This is a genomic window from Micromonospora sp. WMMB235 (genome assembly GCF_001855515.1).
Classification (GTDB): domain Bacteria; phylum Actinomycetota; class Actinomycetes; order Mycobacteriales; family Micromonosporaceae; genus Micromonospora; species Micromonospora aurantiaca.
Genome location: NZ_MDRX01000001.1, coordinates 2,901,121 through 2,917,356 on the forward strand (window position 1 = coordinate 2,901,121; position 16,236 = coordinate 2,917,356).

15 protein-coding genes and 1 pseudogene are annotated in these 16,236 nt (G+C 73.0%); 8 read left to right on the forward strand and 8 right to left on the reverse strand.

Annotated elements, in window-relative coordinates:
- Positions 1-139: 139 nt before the first annotated feature.
- From BFV98_RS12015 to rimP, 8 genes and pseudogenes are all read right to left on the reverse strand, one after another.
- Positions 140-1,186 (reverse strand): bifunctional oligoribonuclease/PAP phosphatase NrnA, encoded by a 1,047-nt coding sequence (locus tag BFV98_RS12015; protein WP_013284670.1) that lies wholly within the window; start codon positions 1,184-1,186, stop codon positions 140-142.
- Positions 1,183-1,674, reverse strand: coding sequence for a 30S ribosome-binding factor RbfA (gene rbfA, locus BFV98_RS12020; protein ID WP_013474438.1), 492 nt, complete (start codon positions 1,672-1,674; stop codon positions 1,183-1,185). The genes BFV98_RS12015 and rbfA overlap by 4 nt, the downstream gene beginning before the upstream one ends.
- Positions 1,675-1,855: 181 nt before the next feature.
- The gene (locus BFV98_RS12025) at positions 1,856-2,149 is read right to left on the reverse strand and encodes a DUF503 domain-containing protein (protein WP_013284668.1); all 294 of its coding nucleotides are present in this window, start codon (positions 2,147-2,149) and stop codon (positions 1,856-1,858) included.
- Positions 2,150-2,190: 41 nt separating this feature from the next.
- The gene (locus tag BFV98_RS12030) at positions 2,191-3,234 is read right to left on the reverse strand and encodes a TRM11 family methyltransferase (RefSeq protein WP_071096340.1); all 1,044 of its coding nucleotides are present in this window, start codon (positions 3,232-3,234) and stop codon (positions 2,191-2,193) included.
- Between the two features lie 82 nt (positions 3,235-3,316).
- Complete coding sequence (infB, locus tag BFV98_RS12035) at positions 3,317-6,331, reverse strand: translation initiation factor IF-2 (RefSeq protein ID WP_030269840.1); 3,015 nt, start codon at positions 6,329-6,331, stop codon at positions 3,317-3,319.
- A gap of 93 nt (positions 6,332-6,424) precedes the next feature.
- A pseudogene (locus BFV98_RS31475) lies at positions 6,425-6,761 on the reverse strand (YlxR family protein).
- A 15-nt stretch (positions 6,762-6,776) separates the two neighbouring features.
- Positions 6,777-7,820: a transcription termination factor NusA gene (nusA, locus tag BFV98_RS12040; protein WP_013284665.1), complete on the reverse strand. Its 1,044-nt coding sequence runs from the start codon at positions 7,818-7,820 to the stop codon at positions 6,777-6,779.
- On the reverse strand, positions 7,817-8,467 hold the full coding sequence (rimP, locus tag BFV98_RS12045; protein ID WP_071096342.1) for a ribosome maturation factor RimP: 651 nt from the start codon (positions 8,465-8,467) through the stop codon (positions 7,817-7,819). The genes nusA and rimP overlap by 4 nt, the downstream gene beginning before the upstream one ends.
- Before the next feature lie 263 nt (positions 8,468-8,730).
- Between rimP and BFV98_RS12050 the strand changes: the two genes are divergently transcribed.
- The 8 genes from BFV98_RS12050 (at position 8,731) to BFV98_RS31895 (ending at position 15,877) form a co-directional block, all read left to right on the forward strand.
- Positions 8,731-9,177, forward strand: coding sequence for a hypothetical protein (locus BFV98_RS12050; RefSeq protein ID WP_176921769.1), 447 nt, complete (start codon positions 8,731-8,733; stop codon positions 9,175-9,177).
- Positions 9,174-9,617: a ferritin-like domain-containing protein gene (locus tag BFV98_RS12055; RefSeq protein ID WP_013474432.1), complete on the forward strand. Its 444-nt coding sequence runs from the start codon at positions 9,174-9,176 to the stop codon at positions 9,615-9,617. Before BFV98_RS12050 ends, BFV98_RS12055 begins: the two co-directional genes overlap by 4 nt.
- Before the next feature lie 69 nt (positions 9,618-9,686).
- Positions 9,687-10,268, forward strand: coding sequence for a PadR family transcriptional regulator (locus tag BFV98_RS12060; protein WP_013284661.1), 582 nt, complete (start codon positions 9,687-9,689; stop codon positions 10,266-10,268).
- Between the two features lie 19 nt (positions 10,269-10,287).
- On the forward strand, positions 10,288-11,019 hold the full coding sequence (locus BFV98_RS12065; RefSeq protein ID WP_047893636.1) for an ABC transporter ATP-binding protein: 732 nt from the start codon (positions 10,288-10,290) through the stop codon (positions 11,017-11,019).
- A complete protein-coding gene (locus tag BFV98_RS12070; protein WP_071096344.1) occupies positions 11,016-13,697 on the forward strand; it encodes an ABC transporter permease in 2,682 nt (893 codons plus the stop codon). Before BFV98_RS12065 ends, BFV98_RS12070 begins: the two co-directional genes overlap by 4 nt.
- Before the next feature lie 174 nt (positions 13,698-13,871).
- Positions 13,872-14,339 carry a nitroreductase family deazaflavin-dependent oxidoreductase gene (locus BFV98_RS12075; RefSeq protein WP_071096346.1) on the forward strand — a complete coding sequence of 156 codons (468 nt, stop codon included), beginning with the start codon at positions 13,872-13,874 and terminating at the stop codon, positions 14,337-14,339.
- 63 nt (positions 14,340-14,402) lie between these two features.
- Entirely contained in the window at positions 14,403-14,984 is a 582-nt protein-coding gene (locus tag BFV98_RS12080; protein ID WP_071096348.1) for a GNAT family N-acetyltransferase, read from the forward strand.
- A 422-nt stretch (positions 14,985-15,406) separates the two neighbouring features.
- Positions 15,407-15,877: a hypothetical protein gene (locus tag BFV98_RS31895; protein WP_143025327.1), complete on the forward strand. Its 471-nt coding sequence runs from the start codon at positions 15,407-15,409 to the stop codon at positions 15,875-15,877.
- Positions 15,878-16,236: the final 359 nt, after the last annotated feature.

A 16,236-nucleotide genomic window follows, 5' to 3' on the forward strand; every position in this document is an offset into this window, starting at 1 on the left:
ATTGTCCCCAGCGTGACGCACCGCGGAAAGCCCGGCACGCGTCGTGATCCCCCGAAAACGCGCCGATCAGCTCACACTTCCGATCGCCGCCGCACCGGATCGACCGGACCAGAAGGACATATCGCTCCAGCCGGGCGCCTCACGCCACGGGGGTCACCGCGCCGGTGGCCAACTCGGCGCGGATCCGTCCGACCACCTCGTCGAGCGCTCCCCGGCCGGTGAAACCGGCGGCGAACCGGTGCCCGCCGCCGCCGAGCGCCACCGCCACCCGGCTCACGTCCACCGCGCCCTTGCTGCGCAGCGACACCGCCCACTCCGCCTCGCCCGACTGCTTCACCACGCAGCTCACGTCCGCCTCGGCGGTGCAGCGCACCGAGTCGATCAGCGCCTCCAGCACGTAGGCGGGCTGGTCGTGGCGGACCAGGTCGTCGCGGGTGGCGTACGTCCAGACGAGGCCGTGCCCGGCGGCGGCCGCCGGTTCCAGCGCGGCCCGGCCCAGCACCTCGCCGAAGAGGCGGACGGCGCCGAACGGGCGGGTGTCGAAGATCCGCCGGGAGATGTCACCGGGCCTGATGCCCGTGGCGATCAGGCGGGCGGCCGTCTCGTGTACGGCCGGTGTGGTCGCCTCGAAGCGGAACGAGCCGGTGTCGGTGGTCAGCGCGACGTACAGCCCGGTCGCGATATCCGCGTCCAGCGTCACGCCGAGCCGGTCCAGCAGCTCCAGCGCGACCACGGAGGTGGCGGCGGCGTGCGGGTCGACCAGGCTGATCCGGCCGAACCCGCTGTTCGAGGCGTGGTGGTCGAGCACGAGCGACGTGCCGGCCGTGTCCAGCCGGTCGGCCAGGTCGCCCAGCCGGGACTCGCTCGCCGCGTCGAAGCAGATCACCAGGTCCGGAGCCGGGTACGCGTCGTCCTGCGGCACCAGCAGGTCCACGCCGGGCATCCACCGGAACGGCTCCGGCACCTCCGGCGGGCCGGGGAAGGTGGCCTGGAGATCGCGTACGCCGAGCCGGCGCAGACCCAGCCCGAAGCCGAGCATGCTGCCCAGCGCGTCCCCGTCCGGGTTCACGTGGCAGATCAGCAGCACCCGCGCGTCGGCGGGGAGATCGCGTACCGCCGCGACGGCGGCCGCCCATGCGGTCTCGGTGGGCCCGGCCGGCGCGCCACCCGCGGCGGCCTCGGTCACCGGCGGTCGCCGGCGCGCGGCTCGTCGTCGCCCTCGTCCTCGGCCGGGGCGTCCTCGCCGTCCTCGTCCTCCTCCTCGACCCGGTACGGCTGGGCGTCACCCGCGTACGAGGCCTGGGCGGCGAGGCGCTGCACCTCGGCGTCGGCGGTACGTGCGGCGGCGAGCAGGTCGTCGATGTGCTTGACCTGGTCCTGCACGTCGTCGAGGACGAACGTGAGCGTCGGCGAGTGCCGCAGCCCGAGCGCCTTGCCGACGGTGCTGCGCAGCATGCCCTTGGCGCTCTCCAGCGCGGCGGCGGTGCTCGCCTGGGCCGCCGCGTCGCCGAGCACCGTGTAGAAGACAGTGGCGTCGCGCAGGTCGGCGGTGATCCGGGCGTCGGTGATCGTGATCATGCCGAGCCGGGGGTCCTTGATCTGGCTGCGCACCACCGACGCGACAAGTTCCCGGATGCGCTCCGCGTGCCGGCGAACCTTTGCCTGATCCGTCATGTCCCCCACCTCCGGGATCACCTGTACCAATGACGGCGCCGGATCACCAGGCGATCCGGGCCGTCGGCCGGAGACGGCGGGCGCGTGGGCGCCGCCGGGTCCGACCGCCCAACGCTGAAGAACACTACCCGCGCCCCGCCGGACGTCGCGCGGCACGGCCGGAGTGCCGCGCGACGCGCCGTCAGTCGTCCGCGCCGTGCAGACGACGGCGCACCGACAGCAGCTCGGTCTCCGGGCGGGCGGCGACCAGCCGCTCGCAGGAGTCGAGCACCTCACGGACGTGGGCCGGCTCGGCGGCCACCACCGCCACCCCGATCTCGGCCCGGCCGTGCAGGTCCAGCGCCCCCACCTCGGCGGCGGAGACCTCGAACTTGCGCAACGCGGCGACGATCGGCCGGACGTAGGACCGCTTGGCCTTCAGGGACCGGGAGTCACCCGGGAGCAACAGGTCGAACAGTGCGGTTCCGGTATACACGGCGAGCAACGGTACGCCGGGCGGCGCACCCCGGCACGCGATTAAGGCGCGACAGCCACCAGCACGTCCCGCTCGATCGCCTGGTCGACCCGGTGGGCGAAGTCACCGAAGCCCGGGCCGTCGAGCACGCGCAGCCCGGCGTCGGCCAGCACCGCCTCCGCCTGCGCCCGCGGGGCCACGTGCGTGTTCCAGGACAGGCCGAGCGCTCCGCCCGGGCGCAGCAGCTCCCGCCACACCGGCACGGCGGCGGTGAGCAGCTCCAGCGGACTGCGGGACAACCCGTGGTCGGTACGGCTGCCGTGCGCCACGCCGTACGGCGCGTCGGTGACGATCACGTCGGCGCAGCGGGGACGCAGCGCCTCGCGGGCCCGGGTGGTGTCGGTGTGCAGCACTGTGACCCGCTGGGTGGCCCCGGCCCGGTGCTCGTCCCGCGACGGCGCGAGCACCGCCTCGAACCGGCGGGCCACCAGCTTGCGGTCCCGGCGCACCGACGTCGAGTCGGTGGTGTGCTTGAGCCGCTTGCGGCGCAGCCAGGTACGCAGGAACGCGGCGTACGCGTCCACGTCCTTGCCGTCGCGCTCGATGCCGATGCCGTCGTAGCCGTACATCAGGGCCTGGTTGAGCGTGGTGCCCCGGCCGCAGAGCGGATCCAGCACCACCACCGGCCCGTCCAGCATCCGCGGCGCGGCGGCGGAGGCGAGCACTGTGACGTTGAGCAGCAGCCGGGTGAACTGCTCGTTGGTCTTTCCGGCGTACTTGGGAATGGTGATCAGGTCGGAGTCGTACCGGGCCAGCGGGCGCAGCGGCACCGGCCGCAGCAGGTCGTCGCCGACCCGCTCGAACAGCGCGTACGCGGCCGACAGGTTCGCCAGGTGGGCCAGGTCCCGCTCGCCCAGCCCCGGTTCGGCGGTGGTGAACGTCAGGTACTCCACCCCGCCGATCCCGGTCACCTCCGCGGCGGCCGGCACGACGTCGAGCACGCCGGAACCGGCGAACACGGCCAGCTCGGCGCGGGCCAGCCGGGCCGCCGCGTCGGCGTAGACGCGGTTGGCGGAGGGGGCGAGGAGCAGCGCGTACCGGATCACGCCGCAGATTGTCGCAGCCTGAGCAGACGGCGACGGCCGGGGCCCGAAGGCCCCGGCCGTCGGCCGGTCTTACGCGTGGTCGTCAGGCGCGCGGCTTCTCGCGCATCTCGAACGTCTCGATGACGTCGCCGACCTGGACGTTGTTGTAGCCGCCCAGCGTCAGACCACACTCGAAGCCCTCGCGGACCTCGGTCGCGTCGTCCTTGAACCGCTTCAAGGAGCTGATCGTGAGGTTGTCCGCCACGACCGCCCCGTCCCGCAGCAGCCGCGCCTTGGCGTTGCGGCGGATGAGGCCGGACCGGACGATACAGCCGGAGATGTTGCCGATCTTGGACGAGCGGAAGACGTCGCGGATCTCCGCGGTGCCCAGCTCGACCTCCTCGTACTCCGGCTTGAGCAGACCCTTGAGCGCGGCGTCGATCTCCTCGATGGCCTGGTAGATGACGGTGTAGTACCGGATCTCCACGCCCTCGCGGTCGGCCATCTCGCGGACCTTGTTCGAGGCCCGCACGTTGAAGCCGATGATCGTGACCGCCTCGGACGAGGCGCTCGCGAGCATGACGTCGCTCTCGGTGATCGCGCCCACGCCCCGGTGGATGATCCGAAGCTGGACCTCCTCCGGGATGTCGAGGTTGAACAGCGCGTCCTCGAGCGCCTCCACGGAACCGGAGACGTCGCCCTTGAGCACCAGGTTGAGCGAGGTCTTCTCGCCCTCCTTGAGCTGCTCCATGAGCGTCTCGAGAGTGGCCCGGCCACGGGAGTTGGCGAACGACGCCGCCCTCCGCCGTGCCTGACGCTGCTCGGCGATCTGCCGCACGGTGCGGTCGTCCTCGGCGGCTAGGAAGGTGTCACCCGCACCCGGCACCGTGGTCAGACCCAGCACCATGACCGGACGGGCCGGACCAGCCGAATCGACCGGCTTGCCGTTCTCGTCGAGCATGGCCCGGACCCGGCCGTGCGCCCCACCGGCGACGATCGAGTCACCGGCACGCAGGGTGCCCTTCTGCACCAGCACGGTCGCCACCGCGCCACGGCCCTTGTCCAGGTGCGCCTCGATCGCGACACCCTGCGCCGGCCCGTCGATCGGAGCGGTCAGCTCCAGCGACGCGTCGGCGGTCAGCAGCACGGCCTCGAGCAGTTCCTCGATGCCGATACCGGGCTTGGCCGCCACGTTGACGAACATGGTGTCGCCGCCGTACTCCTCGGCGACCAGGCCGTACTCGGTCAGCTGCTGGCGGACCTTGTCCGGGTTCGCCTCGGGCTTGTCGACCTTGTTGACCGCGACCACGATCGGCACGTCCGCCGCCTTGGCGTGGTTGAGCGCCTCGATGGTCTGCGGCATGACGCCGTCGTCGGCCGCGACCACCAGGATCACGATGTCCGTGACCTGGGCACCACGGGCACGCATGGCGGTGAACGCCTCGTGACCCGGGGTGTCGATGAACGTCACCGCGCGGTCCTCGCCCTCGTGCGGGACGTGGACCTGGTAGGCGCCGATGTGCTGGGTGATGCCACCCGCCTCGCCGGCCACCACGTTCGCCTTGCGGATCGCGTCGAGCAGCTTGGTCTTACCGTGGTCGACGTGACCCATGACGGTCACCACCGGCGCACGGCTGACCAGGCGGTCCGCCGCGACCTCGGCGTCGAGGTCGATGTTGAACTGCGCGAGCAGCTCGCGGTCCTCGTCCTCCGGGCTGACGATCTGCACGTCGAAGCCGAGGTGCTCACCCAGCAGCTGCAGGGTCTCGTCGGAGCACGACTGGGTCGCCGTCACCATCTCGCCCAGGTTGAACATCTCCTGGACCAGCGAACCCGGGTTGGCGTTGATCTTGTCGGCGAAGTCCGACAGCGAGGCGCCACGGGACAACCGGACGACCTGACCCTGACCGCGGGGCGCACCCGAGGACATGGTCGGGGCCGACAGGTTGTCGAACTCCTGTCTGCGCTGCTTCTTGGACTTGCGACCGCGGGTCGGCCGGCCGCCGGGACGCCCGAAGGCACCCGCCGCGCCACCGCCACGGCCACGGCCACCGCCGCCGGGACGGCCACCGCCGCCGACCGGGCCACCCGGACGGAAACCACCGCCGGGAGCACCGCCACCGCCGCCGGGACCGCCGCGGTAGCCACCGCCACCGCCGCCGCCACCGGGACCGCCGCGGTAGCCACCGCCACCGCCGCCGCCACCGGGTCCACCACGGTAGCCACCGCCACCGCCGCCGGGACCGCCCGGACGACCGGCGCCTCCACCGGGTCCGCCACGACCGCCACCGGGGCCGCCGGGGCGGCCGGTGGTCGGGCGCTGGCTCGGCATCGAGGCCGGGCTCGGCCGCGGCGGCATCGACGCCGGGCTGGGCCGCGGCGGCATGCCGGCCGGGCTGGGACGGGGACCGCCCGCACCGGCGGCCGGGGGCCGCTGCTGCTGGCCGCCCTGGATGCCGAACGGGTTGTTACCGGCGCCACGCGCCGGCGGACGACCGCCGGGCCGGGCACCGGGGCCCTGACCCTGACCCGGACCGCCGGGACGACCGGCGGCCGGGGAACCCGGACGCGGCGGCATGGCGTTCGGGCCGGGACGCGGACCCGGGCGAGCACCGCCCTCGGCCGGGGGCTCCCGGCGTACGGTCTCGCGCTGCTGCTGACGGGCGGCCTGGGCGGCCTTGACCGCGGCCTCCTGCTCAGCCTTGAGCGCGGCGGCACGCGCCTCGGCGGCCGCCACTTCGATGTCGTGCGCGCTCGCCGGCTTGGCGACCGGAGTCGCCGGCTGCGGCGGGCCGGGGACCGGGCCCTTGGGCTTCGGTCCAGGGGTCGGCGCGGCCGGACGCCGGGGCGGCATCGGCTTGGCCGAGACCCGGGGGGCACCCGGGGTCGGGGTGGGCGTCGGGGTCGGTGCCGGGCCACTGGGCGCGGCAGCCGGCGGGCCGGCAGGCGCCGACGAACCGGCTACGAACGCGCTACGCAGCCGCCGGGCGACAGGCGCCTCGACGGTGCTGGACGCGGACTTCACGAACTCGCCCATTTCCTTGAGCTTGGCGAGAACGGTCTTGCTTTCGACCCCGAGCTCCTTGGCAAGCTCGTGTACGCGGGCCTTTCCTGCCACTGCACTCCTCACTCCGAGGTCGTGCGGGCAGCACCCGCAGCGACCTCACTCCTGCACTTGAAGCCTGGTCATTTCAGGGACTTCATCGTGTGCTCATGTCGGTCGTCCTACCTTGCTAGCGACCCTCGACCGGTCGGGCTTGACCGGTCGTCGGGGGTTGCGCGTCGACGTGCTCCGCAAGCGCACCGTGGTCGGGGACCCCGGTGAGGCGCAGTGCCCGCCCGAAGGCGCGGCGTCGCACCGCCTGCGCGAAGCAGGCCGGATCAGGGTGCATGTTCGCTCCCCGACCCGGCAGTCTGCGGGCCGGATCGGGCCGGAGACTGGTGTGACCAGCCTCGTCACCGATCGCGACGACCCGCAACAACTCGCTGGCCGGCGCTCGTTTCCGGCAGCCCACACAGGTGCGCTCCGGAATCGCGCGTCGTGCCACTGAGTAAGTCTACCCCTAGCCGCCGGAGATCGCGCCGCCCGGCTCCGGGACGTGATCAGCTCCGCCCCGGCTCTGCGGGGCTGCGGTCTCCGCGTCGGACCGGATGTCGATGCGCCAACCGGTCAGACGGGCCGCGAGGCGGGCGTTCTGCCCTTCCCGGCCGATCGCGAGCGAGAGCTGGAAGTCCGGCACGGTCACCCGGGCGGTACGGGAGGCCAGGTCGACCACCTCGACCCGCAGCGCCTTGGCCGGCGACAACGCGTTGCCGACGAAGGTGGCCGGGTCGTCCGACCAGTCGATAATGTCGATCTTCTCGCCGTGCAGCTCGCTCATCACGGCCCGGACCCGCTGGCCCATCGGGCCGATGCAGGCGCCCTTGGCGTTGACGCCGGACGTGGTCGAGCGCACAGCGATCTTCGTACGGTGACCTGCCTCACGCGCGATCGCGCCGATCTCCACGGTGCCGTCGGCGATCTCCGGCACCTCCAGCGCGAACAGCTTCTTCACCAGCGCGGGATGCGACCGGGACAGCGTGATCTGCGGGCCGCGCATTCCCTTGGCGACGTGCACGACCACGCAGCGGATCCGCTCGCCGTGCTCGTACCGCTCGCCGGGGACCTGCTCGGACTGCGGCAGGACGCCCTCCAGCTTGCCCAGGTCGACGCTGACGATGCCCTTCTCCCGGCGGGTCTCGTGCGCCTGCACCACGCCGGTGACCAGGTCACCGTCGCGGCCGACGTACTCGCCGAAGTGCACCTCGTCGGTGGCCTCCCGCAGCCGCTGGAGGATCACCTGCTTGGCGGTCATGGCGGCGATCCGCCCGAAGTCGTGCGGAGTGTCGTCCCACTCCCGGGTCACAGTGCCGTCGGCGTCCAGTTCCTGCGCGTAGACCGAGGCGGCCCCGCTCTTACGGTCGATCTCCACCCGGGCGTGCGGCTCGGCGCCGTCGGTGTGCCGGTAGGCGGTCAGCAGCGCGGTCTCGATCGCCGCGAGGATCGTGTCGAACGGGATCTCCCGCTCGCGCTCCAGGGCGCGCAGCGCCGCGAGGTCGATGTTCACCTCTCCTCGTCCTCCAGATCTTCGTCGTCGTCGGTGTCGTCACCGAAGTCCTCGTCGGCCAGGTCGTCCAGGCGGTTGAACTCCACCTGGACCCGGCCGGGCCCGAGTTCGGCGTACGGGTGTTCGGCGGGGCCGGCGTCGGTCTCCAGCACCACGCGCTCGTCGTCGGCGGCCGTGATCCGGCCGGTGAGCTGGCGGTCCCCCGCGTCGCCGCGGACGGTGACCTTGACCAGCCGCCCGGCGTTGCGCCGCCAGTGCCGGGGCAGGGTGAGCGGGCGGTCCACGCCGGGCGAGCTGACCTCCAGCTGGTACTCGCCGGCCACGATGTCGCCGCCGGCCTCCTCGGCCGCGTCCAGCGCCGCCGAGACCGCGCGGGAGACGTCCGCCACGCCGTCCAGGTTGATCCCGCCGTCGGCGTCCACGATCACCCGGACCACGTGCCGCCGGCCGGCGCGGGAGACGGAGAGGTCCTCCAGGTCGTAACCGGCCGCCGTGACGACCGGTTCGATCACCTCGCGCAGCCGGTTGCGGCGGGCGGCGAGATCACCGCGGGGTGCGCCGCTCCGGTCCGTGCCGCGGGGCCCGTCGGAGCGGCGGGGCCGCCCGGCGGGCCCCGTCGACCGGGTGGCACGGCCACGCTGCGTCATTGCGCGCACCTCTCCTGCTGTTGCCACGACCCGCGGGCCGTGTTGTCCCTGGCCGGTGCGGGCGATCGGCCCGCCATACCGGCGCGCCACCGGGGCGTCCGCGCCCGGTGGTTGCGCAGAGCGTAACGCTAACGACCGCCGACGGACCCGGCGGCGCACCGAGACCCTGACCCACGAGACGGCGCGAATGGTGTTGACTCTGTCAGGTGGGGATCGGCAGAACACCATCCGACCAGGTCAGAGCGGGGCATTCCCGGCGCTGGCTGCTGCGCGCCGGCGGGCTCGTGGCGCTCGGCGGCGCGACCGCGCCGCTGACCGGTTGTGATCTTTTCGACCGCGACGAGGAGCCACCGGAGCCGGACGCGCTGGAGCCGCTGGTGGCCGAGGCGCTCGCGCTGGAGGCCCGCTACCGGGCCGCCGCCACCGCCGACCCGGCGCTGGCCGGGCGGCTCACCCCGATCGCCGACGCGCACCGGGCGCACGCCGAGGAGCTACGCCGCGTGATCGGCCGGCCGGCGCCCTCCGGCACACCGGGCGCCGGCTCGGCAAGCGCGCCCGCGCCCGACGCGGTGCTCACCGAACTGCGCCGGGCCGAGCAGGAGGGCCGGACGAACGCGGCCAAGGCGTGCGCCGCAGCGCCGTCCGAGCGGGCCGCGCTGCTCGGCTCGATCGCCGCGGCGCGGGCCACACACGTGGAGGCGCTCAAGTGAACAGCCCGACGACCGGCCCGGCCTCGGCGCTCGCCGACGCGCTCGCCGCCGAGTACGCGGCGATCTGGGCGTACGGGGTGATCGGTGTGCACCTGACCGAGGCGGCGCGTACGGCGGCCCGTGCCGCCGAGGCGGCCCACCGGTCCCGCCGCGACGCGCTGCTGCTCCAGCTCGCCGAGGGCTCCGGGCAGGTGCCCGCCGACCGGGCCGGGTACGCGCTGCCCTACCCGGTGACGGACCGGGCGAGCGCGCTGCGCCTGGCGGTGGAGATCGAGGAGCGGACGGCCGGGCACTGGCGGGCCGCGCTGCCGCACACCACCGGCGCGGACCGGAACACCGCGCTCGCCGCGCTCACCGACTGCGCGTTGCGCGCCACCCGCTGGCGGCGTACGGCAGGCGTGACGCCGGTCACCGTTCCGTTCCCGGGCCGCCCGGCCTGAGCGCGACGCCGGTCACCCGGCGGAACCCTCCGGTTGCATAGCGCATACCAGGTATGCATACTCGCGGTCATGTCCATCCGTCACGGCCTGCTCGCCCTGCTCGAACGCGGCCAGATGTACGGCTACCAGCTCCGTGCCGCGTTCGAGGAGTCCACCGGGTCGACCTGGCCGCTGAACATCGGACAGGTCTACACCACGCTGGCGCGGCTGGAACGTGACGGCCTGGTCCGCCCGCTGCCGGAGAACGAGAGCGGGCAGCGGCCGTACGAGATCACCGACGCCGGACGGGCGGACCTGGCGCTGTGGTTCGCCACGCCGATCAGCCGCGCCGACCGGCCGCGCGACGAGCTGTCCATCAAACTGGCGCTGGCGCTGACCACCCCCGGCGTCGACGTGCGGTCGGTGGTGCAGACCCAGCGCACCGCCACCATGCGCGCGCTCCAGGAGTTCACCCGGTTGAAGTACACGAGCGACAAGCCGGAGGATCTACCCTGGCGGCTGGTGCTGGACGCGATGATCTTCCAGACCGAGGCCGAGGTGCGGTGGCTCGACCACTGCGAGACGAGCCTGGTCCGGCACCGCCCGGCGCCGATCCGGGCGGTCGACCACCCCGAGGCGGTGGACCGGGCCGGCGACGAAGCCCGCCGGTGACCCGGCACGGGAGGCGCTGATGGACCCGATCGACGGGGTGCTGGAACTGCGTGACGTACGCCGGACCCACGGCGCCGGTGAGGCCGCCGTGCACGCGCTGCGCGGCGTGAGCCTGACCGTGCGGGCCGGTGAGCTGGTGGCGGTGATGGGCCCCTCCGGGTCCGGCAAGTCCACGCTGCTGGCGCTCGCCGGCGGCCTGGACCGGCCCACCGGCGGCGAGGTGGTGGTCGAGGGCGAGACCCTGGTCGGGCTGTCCGCCCGCGAGCTGGCCCGGCTGCGGCGCCGCCGGATCGGGTACGTCTTCCAGGACCTGAACCTGCTCGGCAGCCTGACCGCCGTGGAGAACGTGGCGCTGCCACTGGAACTGGACGGCACCGGCGTACGGGCGGCCCGCCAGCTGGCGCTGGCCGCGCTGCGCGAGGTCGACCTGGAGGACCTGGCCGACCGCTTCCCGGACCAGATGTCGGGTGGCCAGCAGCAGCGGGTGGCGATCGCCCGGGCCCTCGTCGGCGAACGCCGCCTGGTCCTCGCCGACGAGCCGACCGGCGCGCTGGACTCCCAGACCGGCGAGGCGGTGCTGCATCTGCTGCGCCGCCGGGTGGACGCCGGAGCGGCCGGGGTGCTGGTCACCCACGAGGCCCGGCACGCGGGCTGGGCGGACCGGGTGGTCTTCCTCCGCGACGGGGTGATGGTCGACTCGACCGCCCCGCTGATCGGCGTCGACCACCTGCTCAGCGGCAGCAGCCGGTGACCGGCGGCCGCCTCGCCGCCGTACGCGGGTCGTGGCGGACCGCGCTGCGGATCGCCCGCCGGGAGGCCCGGCGGTCCCGGCGGCGCACGCTGCTGGTGCTGGTGATGATCGCGCTGCCGGTGTTCGGCCTCAGCTTCGCCGCGGTCAGCTACGACATGGGGGATCTGACCCGCGCCGAGCGCATCGAGCGCCAGCTCGGCGGCGGCGACGTCGCCCTGCGCTGGGACAGCCTGACGCCGGTGACGCAGGACGCCTGGGGCGAGTCGGCCTGGCCGGTCCAGGGCGAATGGGTGTCCCGGACCCGCCCGGCGACCGCCGAGGAGGTGCGCGCGCTGCTGCCCGAGGGCAGCCGGCTGGCTCGCACCCGCTGGTGGATGACGTTCTCGACACGGGTGGACCGGCACGTCGAGTCGCTCGAGGCGCGCGCCGTCGACCTGACCGACCCGCTCACCCGGCCGCTGGCCCGGGTACGCGACGGCCGGCCACCGGCACGCCCCGACGAGATCGCGGTCAGCCCGACGGCGCTGCGCCGGCTGGAGACCCGCATCGGCGACCCGGTACGCACGATCGACGGCGCCACGTACCGGGTGGTCGGGGTGGTGGAGTATCCGGACAACCTCCGGGACGTGATCACGCTGCCCGCTGTGACCTCGGAGGGCATGGCCGGCAGCGACACCTGGCTGGTGGACCTGCCCGGCCCGCTGGAACCGGGGCTCGTGGACCGGCTGAACGCGCAGGGCATCCAGGTCGTCGCGCGCAGCCCGCTGCCGGGACGGCAGGAGTTCACCCGCGGCATGTCCGTACCGGACGCCGACGAGGCGGGCGTCGTCGGAGTCGTCGGCGGGCTGGGCCTGCTGGAGGTGGTGCTGCTGGTCGGCCCGGCCTTCGCGGTGAGCGTCCGGCGCCGGCGGCGGGACCTCGCACTCGTCGCGGTGGCCGGTGGCGACGCCTCCCACCTGCGCCGGATCGTGCTCGCCGACGGGGTGGTGCTCGGCGCCGGCGGAGCCGCCCTGGGCATGCTGCTCGGGATCGGGGCGGCGTTCGCCGGCCGGCCGATCGTCGAGCAGTACCTGCTCGGGGAGCGCCTCGGGGCGTACCGGATCTTCCCGGCCGCGCTGGTGGCGATCGCCGCGACGGCGGTGCTGGCCGGGGTGCTCGCGGCGATGGCGCCGGCCTGGGCGGCGGCCCGGCAGGACGTGGCGACCGGCCTGGCAGGCCGGCGCGACGCGACCCGGCCACGCCGCCGCTGGCTGCTGGTCGGGGTGGCGCTCACCGTCGCCGGGACCGCGATCGCCGCGTTCGCCGCCGGCCGCACCTCGCAGACCGGAGTGCTGGCCGGTGTCGCGCTGGGCGAGCTGGGGCTGGTGTTCTGCACCCCGTCGCTCGTCGGCGTGCTGGGCCGGGCCGGCCGGCTGCTGCCGCTGACCCCCCGGCTCGCGTTGCGCGACGCCAGCCGCAACCGGTCCTCGGCCGCGCCCGCCATCTCGGCGGTGATGGCGGCGGTGGCCGGAAGCGTCGCGCTCGGCGTCTACGTGGCGAGCGACGAGACCCGCTCACGGGCGCTCTGGCAACCCGGCCTGCCGCCGGGGAACGTGCTGCTCACCCACTCCGGTGAGACCCCGGCGGACCCACCGTCGGCCCAGGTCGTGGCCGGCCGGGCCCGCGCGGTCCTGTCCGACGCCACAGTGGTGTCAGTCGCGGTCCCCGGCTGCGCCGACGACGTCCGGGAGAAGGACGACTGCAGCCCCTACGCGCTCATGCCGCAGGCGCAGCAGTGCCCGTACAGCTCCTCCGACCCGGTCATCCCCGATTCGGCCCGGCGGGATCCGCGCTGCGTGAGCCCCTTCCAGGAGCCCGTCGACGTCTACCTGCCGGCGCTCGTGGACGACGGCGCCGCACTGCCCGCGCTCACCGGCGCGCCGGACGACGAGCTGGCCGCCGCGCGCCGGACGCTCGCCGCCGGGGGCGTGGTGGTCACCGACGCCCGGCGGGTGGTGGACGGGCAGGTCCGCGTGGAGGTCAACTACAACTCCGGCGGCCCGCCCACCGGGCGTCTCCTGCCCGCGTACGCGCTGCGCGGCGGTCTCACAGTCGACCGGCTGGTGCTCTCCCCCGCCGCCGCGGACGCGCTCGGCCTGTCCGCCGTGCCGATGGGTTACCTGCTGGACACCGCCGGCTCGCCCACCGACCGGCAGGTCGAGATGCTGACCGACGAGCTGTTCGACATCGGGCCCATGTCCGCGCAGGTGGCCACCGCCGAGCCGCCGTCGGACCAGCGCTCGATGCTGCTCCTGCTGGCGGTGGCCTCCGGGGTGATCACGCTGGGCGCCGCCGCGGTCGCCACCGGCCTCGCCGCGGCCGAGGGCCGCCGGGACCTGTCCACGCTCGCGGCGGTGGGCGCCGATCCCCGGGTACGCCGCCTGCTGTCGCTCTGCCAGGCCGGAGTCATCGCGGTGCTCGGCTCCGCGCTGGGCATCGTCGCCGGGCTCGGCTCCGCCGTGGTCGTCCTGTCCGCGCTCAACCAGCGGTACGCGGAGTCCTGGCCGGTGCAGCCGCCGTACCCGGTGACAGTGCCCGGCGTGACGCTCGCCGCGCTGGTCGTGGTGCCGCTCGTGGCGATGGGCGGCGCAGCGCTGTTCACCCGGTCCCGCCTGCCGATCGAACGCCGGCTCGACTGAGCCGGCCCGCCCGCCCATGATCCACACCATGTCCGGCCATGATCGACACCATTTCGCCGGAGTGGCGGTATCGCGGTGGGGTGGATGCCACCACTTCGGCGAGATGGAGTCGACCTTGGGCGGACTGACCGTCCGAGGGATGACGGGGCACCCCGCGGACGGCACACTTGTCGGATGTCAGCCCTGGGAACCCTCACCCGCCGTCTCGGTCACCAGCGTTGGTTCGGCGCCACCATGCGCCTGCTCGTCCCGGCCGACCGGCTGGTCGGCCGGATGACGAAGGGCCGCGTGGTCGCCTTCGGGCTCGTGCCCACGCTGGTGCTCACCTCCACCGGCCGCCGCTCCGGCAAGCCCCGCAGCAACCCCCTGGTGTACGTCCCCGACGGCGACGCCTACGTGGTGATCGGCTCGAACTGGGGGCAGCAGCACCAGCCGTCCTGGACGTTCAACCTGATGGCCGACCCGGCCGCCGAGGTGGACGTCAAGGGACGCCGGATCCCGGTCACCGCCGAGCAGGTCACCGGCGAGGAACGGGAACGGCTGTTCCAGCGGCTGGTGCAGGAGTGGCCCGCGTACCGCACGTACGTCGAGCGGGCCGGTGGCCGCGAGATCCGCGTGTTCCGGCTGGTCCCGAACGCCTGAGCGCCGGCTCACCGTGGCCGGAATCGCGGCGAGCAGGAACGTAGCCATGGACCGAGTCCAGCGGTGACGCCTCCGCCGTCCGTCACCTTCGACCGACGCCGTCCGGACGAGCTGACGTCTGTCGTCGACGCTCTCGCCGACCTGTACGCGCGGGTCTACGCCGAGCCGCCCTACCTCGAAGGCCCGGCACAGGTCGCCCGGTTCCGGACCGGGCTGCCCGACGAGGCGGCGCGGCCGGGATTCCGCCTCGTCCTGGCCTGGGAAGGCGAGGAACTGATCGGAGCGGCGTACGGGTGGACCATGGCCGCCGGCACCTGGTGGTCTCGGGCGAAGGATGAACCCCCGGCCGAGGTACGGGACCGCGACAAGTTCGCCGTACTGGAATGGATCGTGCATCCGCGGCATCGATCTCGTGGCGTCGGCGCGGAGTTGATGCGTCGGCTTCTTCAGGGGCGCCAGGAGAGCTGGGCGACCCTCGCCTCCGATCCGCGAAGCCGGGCGAACGGCATCTATCGCCGCAACGGCTGGATAGTTGCCGGGCACTCCGAGCTGCCATGGGGTCCGTCGATGGAACTGCTGGTCCGCGATCTGCGGATCGTGGAGGAGGCGCGGGCTGGAACGCCCCGGCCGGATCAGCGGCGATGACTGCCGCATTCTGGCTCAGCCGCGCCCCTTTCATACGATCCAGTTGAGCACCCGCCGGTCAACGATCAGATGCCGACCACGGTCACCACCGATGGCAGGTAACGCGACAGGGCATTTCACTCCAACTAGGACAACCCAAGGCGACGACCCATGCGCCATTTGCCATCAGGGCCCTCAAAAACACTGCCTAGGATCCATAGACACCTGACAGCAGCGACTCGCTCCGCAGTTCGGCGATGCGCTGACCACCATGCCGCGATGCTCGGCGGAGCGATAGTCCCGGGCGAGAACGAAAGACGTCCGGTAGCACGATCCATGTTAGATCTTTGGGCTAGTCACCAGGGCTGGAAGCCCGAGGCGCTGCGCGCGTGGCCACGCTATCGTCGTGCACCGAGCGCTGTGAGGGTGACATGGATGATTCAATGGAGCGTTCCGCAGGCCGAAGAGCGGCAATCTGGCTCACCAGCGCAGTCGTGGTGCCAGCGCTTCTTGGCCTCATCTTTATGGCCGATCCCCCCATGTGGACGAAATGGCTGAGCGAGGGGTTCGTCACCAAAGGTGACTGCTCGCCATATCGGGTCTACGCGCAAAACCGCTGGACTCCACTCGGAACTGCCATTCGCGCCAAGCCGGCTGTCGAGTCGGAGAAAATCGGCGAATTCTCCGGCAATCAATCGATCATGGTCGACGGCTGGATGCACGGAGCTGTCGCACACCCGACAAATCCCGAGCCGTGGAACAGCGATATCTGGTTCCACTTGACTGACAACAAGGGCTGGGTCTCCTTTGGTGGAGTACGCGGTGTTCCAACCGAGCCTGATCCAACCCTCCATTCTCCAGACGGAGGGCAGCCAGCCCCCTTGCTGACTAATTGCGAGGGTGAGATCAAGTAGCGCACGCATGCTCATCGTCACCAAGCCGAACGCCAGGACTGCTCAGGGCTGCTCTGATTGTGTCGTCAACGCGAGTCCTGGCCCCGCTGCGGTCCGGCCCTGCGGGCGGCCTTCAACGACACAGCGCAAGGGGTTTCCGGAAGCGACATGCTAGAGGATCTTGACTGCTGCCCGATCGATCTCGGCGGTGTAGACGGGGTGACACCTGCCTGCTCATAGACGCGACCCCCTACGCAGGTCAGGGGGAGATAGTCGCTTCTACCCAGTCCAAGCGGCCGGTGCGGCCCGGGGACCTCGTCACGTTCGACCGCCTCGGCGATCCACCGGAACAATGGCAACCAACCGCAGCGCATACAGCT

Coding starts and splice junctions, on each gene's coding strand:
- rbfA (WP_013474438.1), bottom strand. CDS start 1,674: ATGACGGATCAGGCAAAGGTTCGCCGGCACGCGGAGCGCATCCGGGAA.
- rimP (WP_071096342.1), bottom strand. CDS start 8,467: ATGACGCAGCGTGGCCGTGCCACCCGGTCGACGGGGCCCGCCGGGCGG.
- BFV98_RS12060 (WP_013284661.1), top strand. CDS start 9,687: ATGTCCATCCGTCACGGCCTGCTCGCCCTGCTCGAACGCGGCCAGATG.
- BFV98_RS12065 (WP_047893636.1), top strand. CDS start 10,288: ATGGACCCGATCGACGGGGTGCTGGAACTGCGTGACGTACGCCGGACC.
- BFV98_RS12075 (WP_071096346.1), top strand. CDS start 13,872: ATGTCAGCCCTGGGAACCCTCACCCGCCGTCTCGGTCACCAGCGTTGG.
- BFV98_RS31895 (WP_143025327.1), top strand. CDS start 15,407: ATGGAGCGTTCCGCAGGCCGAAGAGCGGCAATCTGGCTCACCAGCGCA.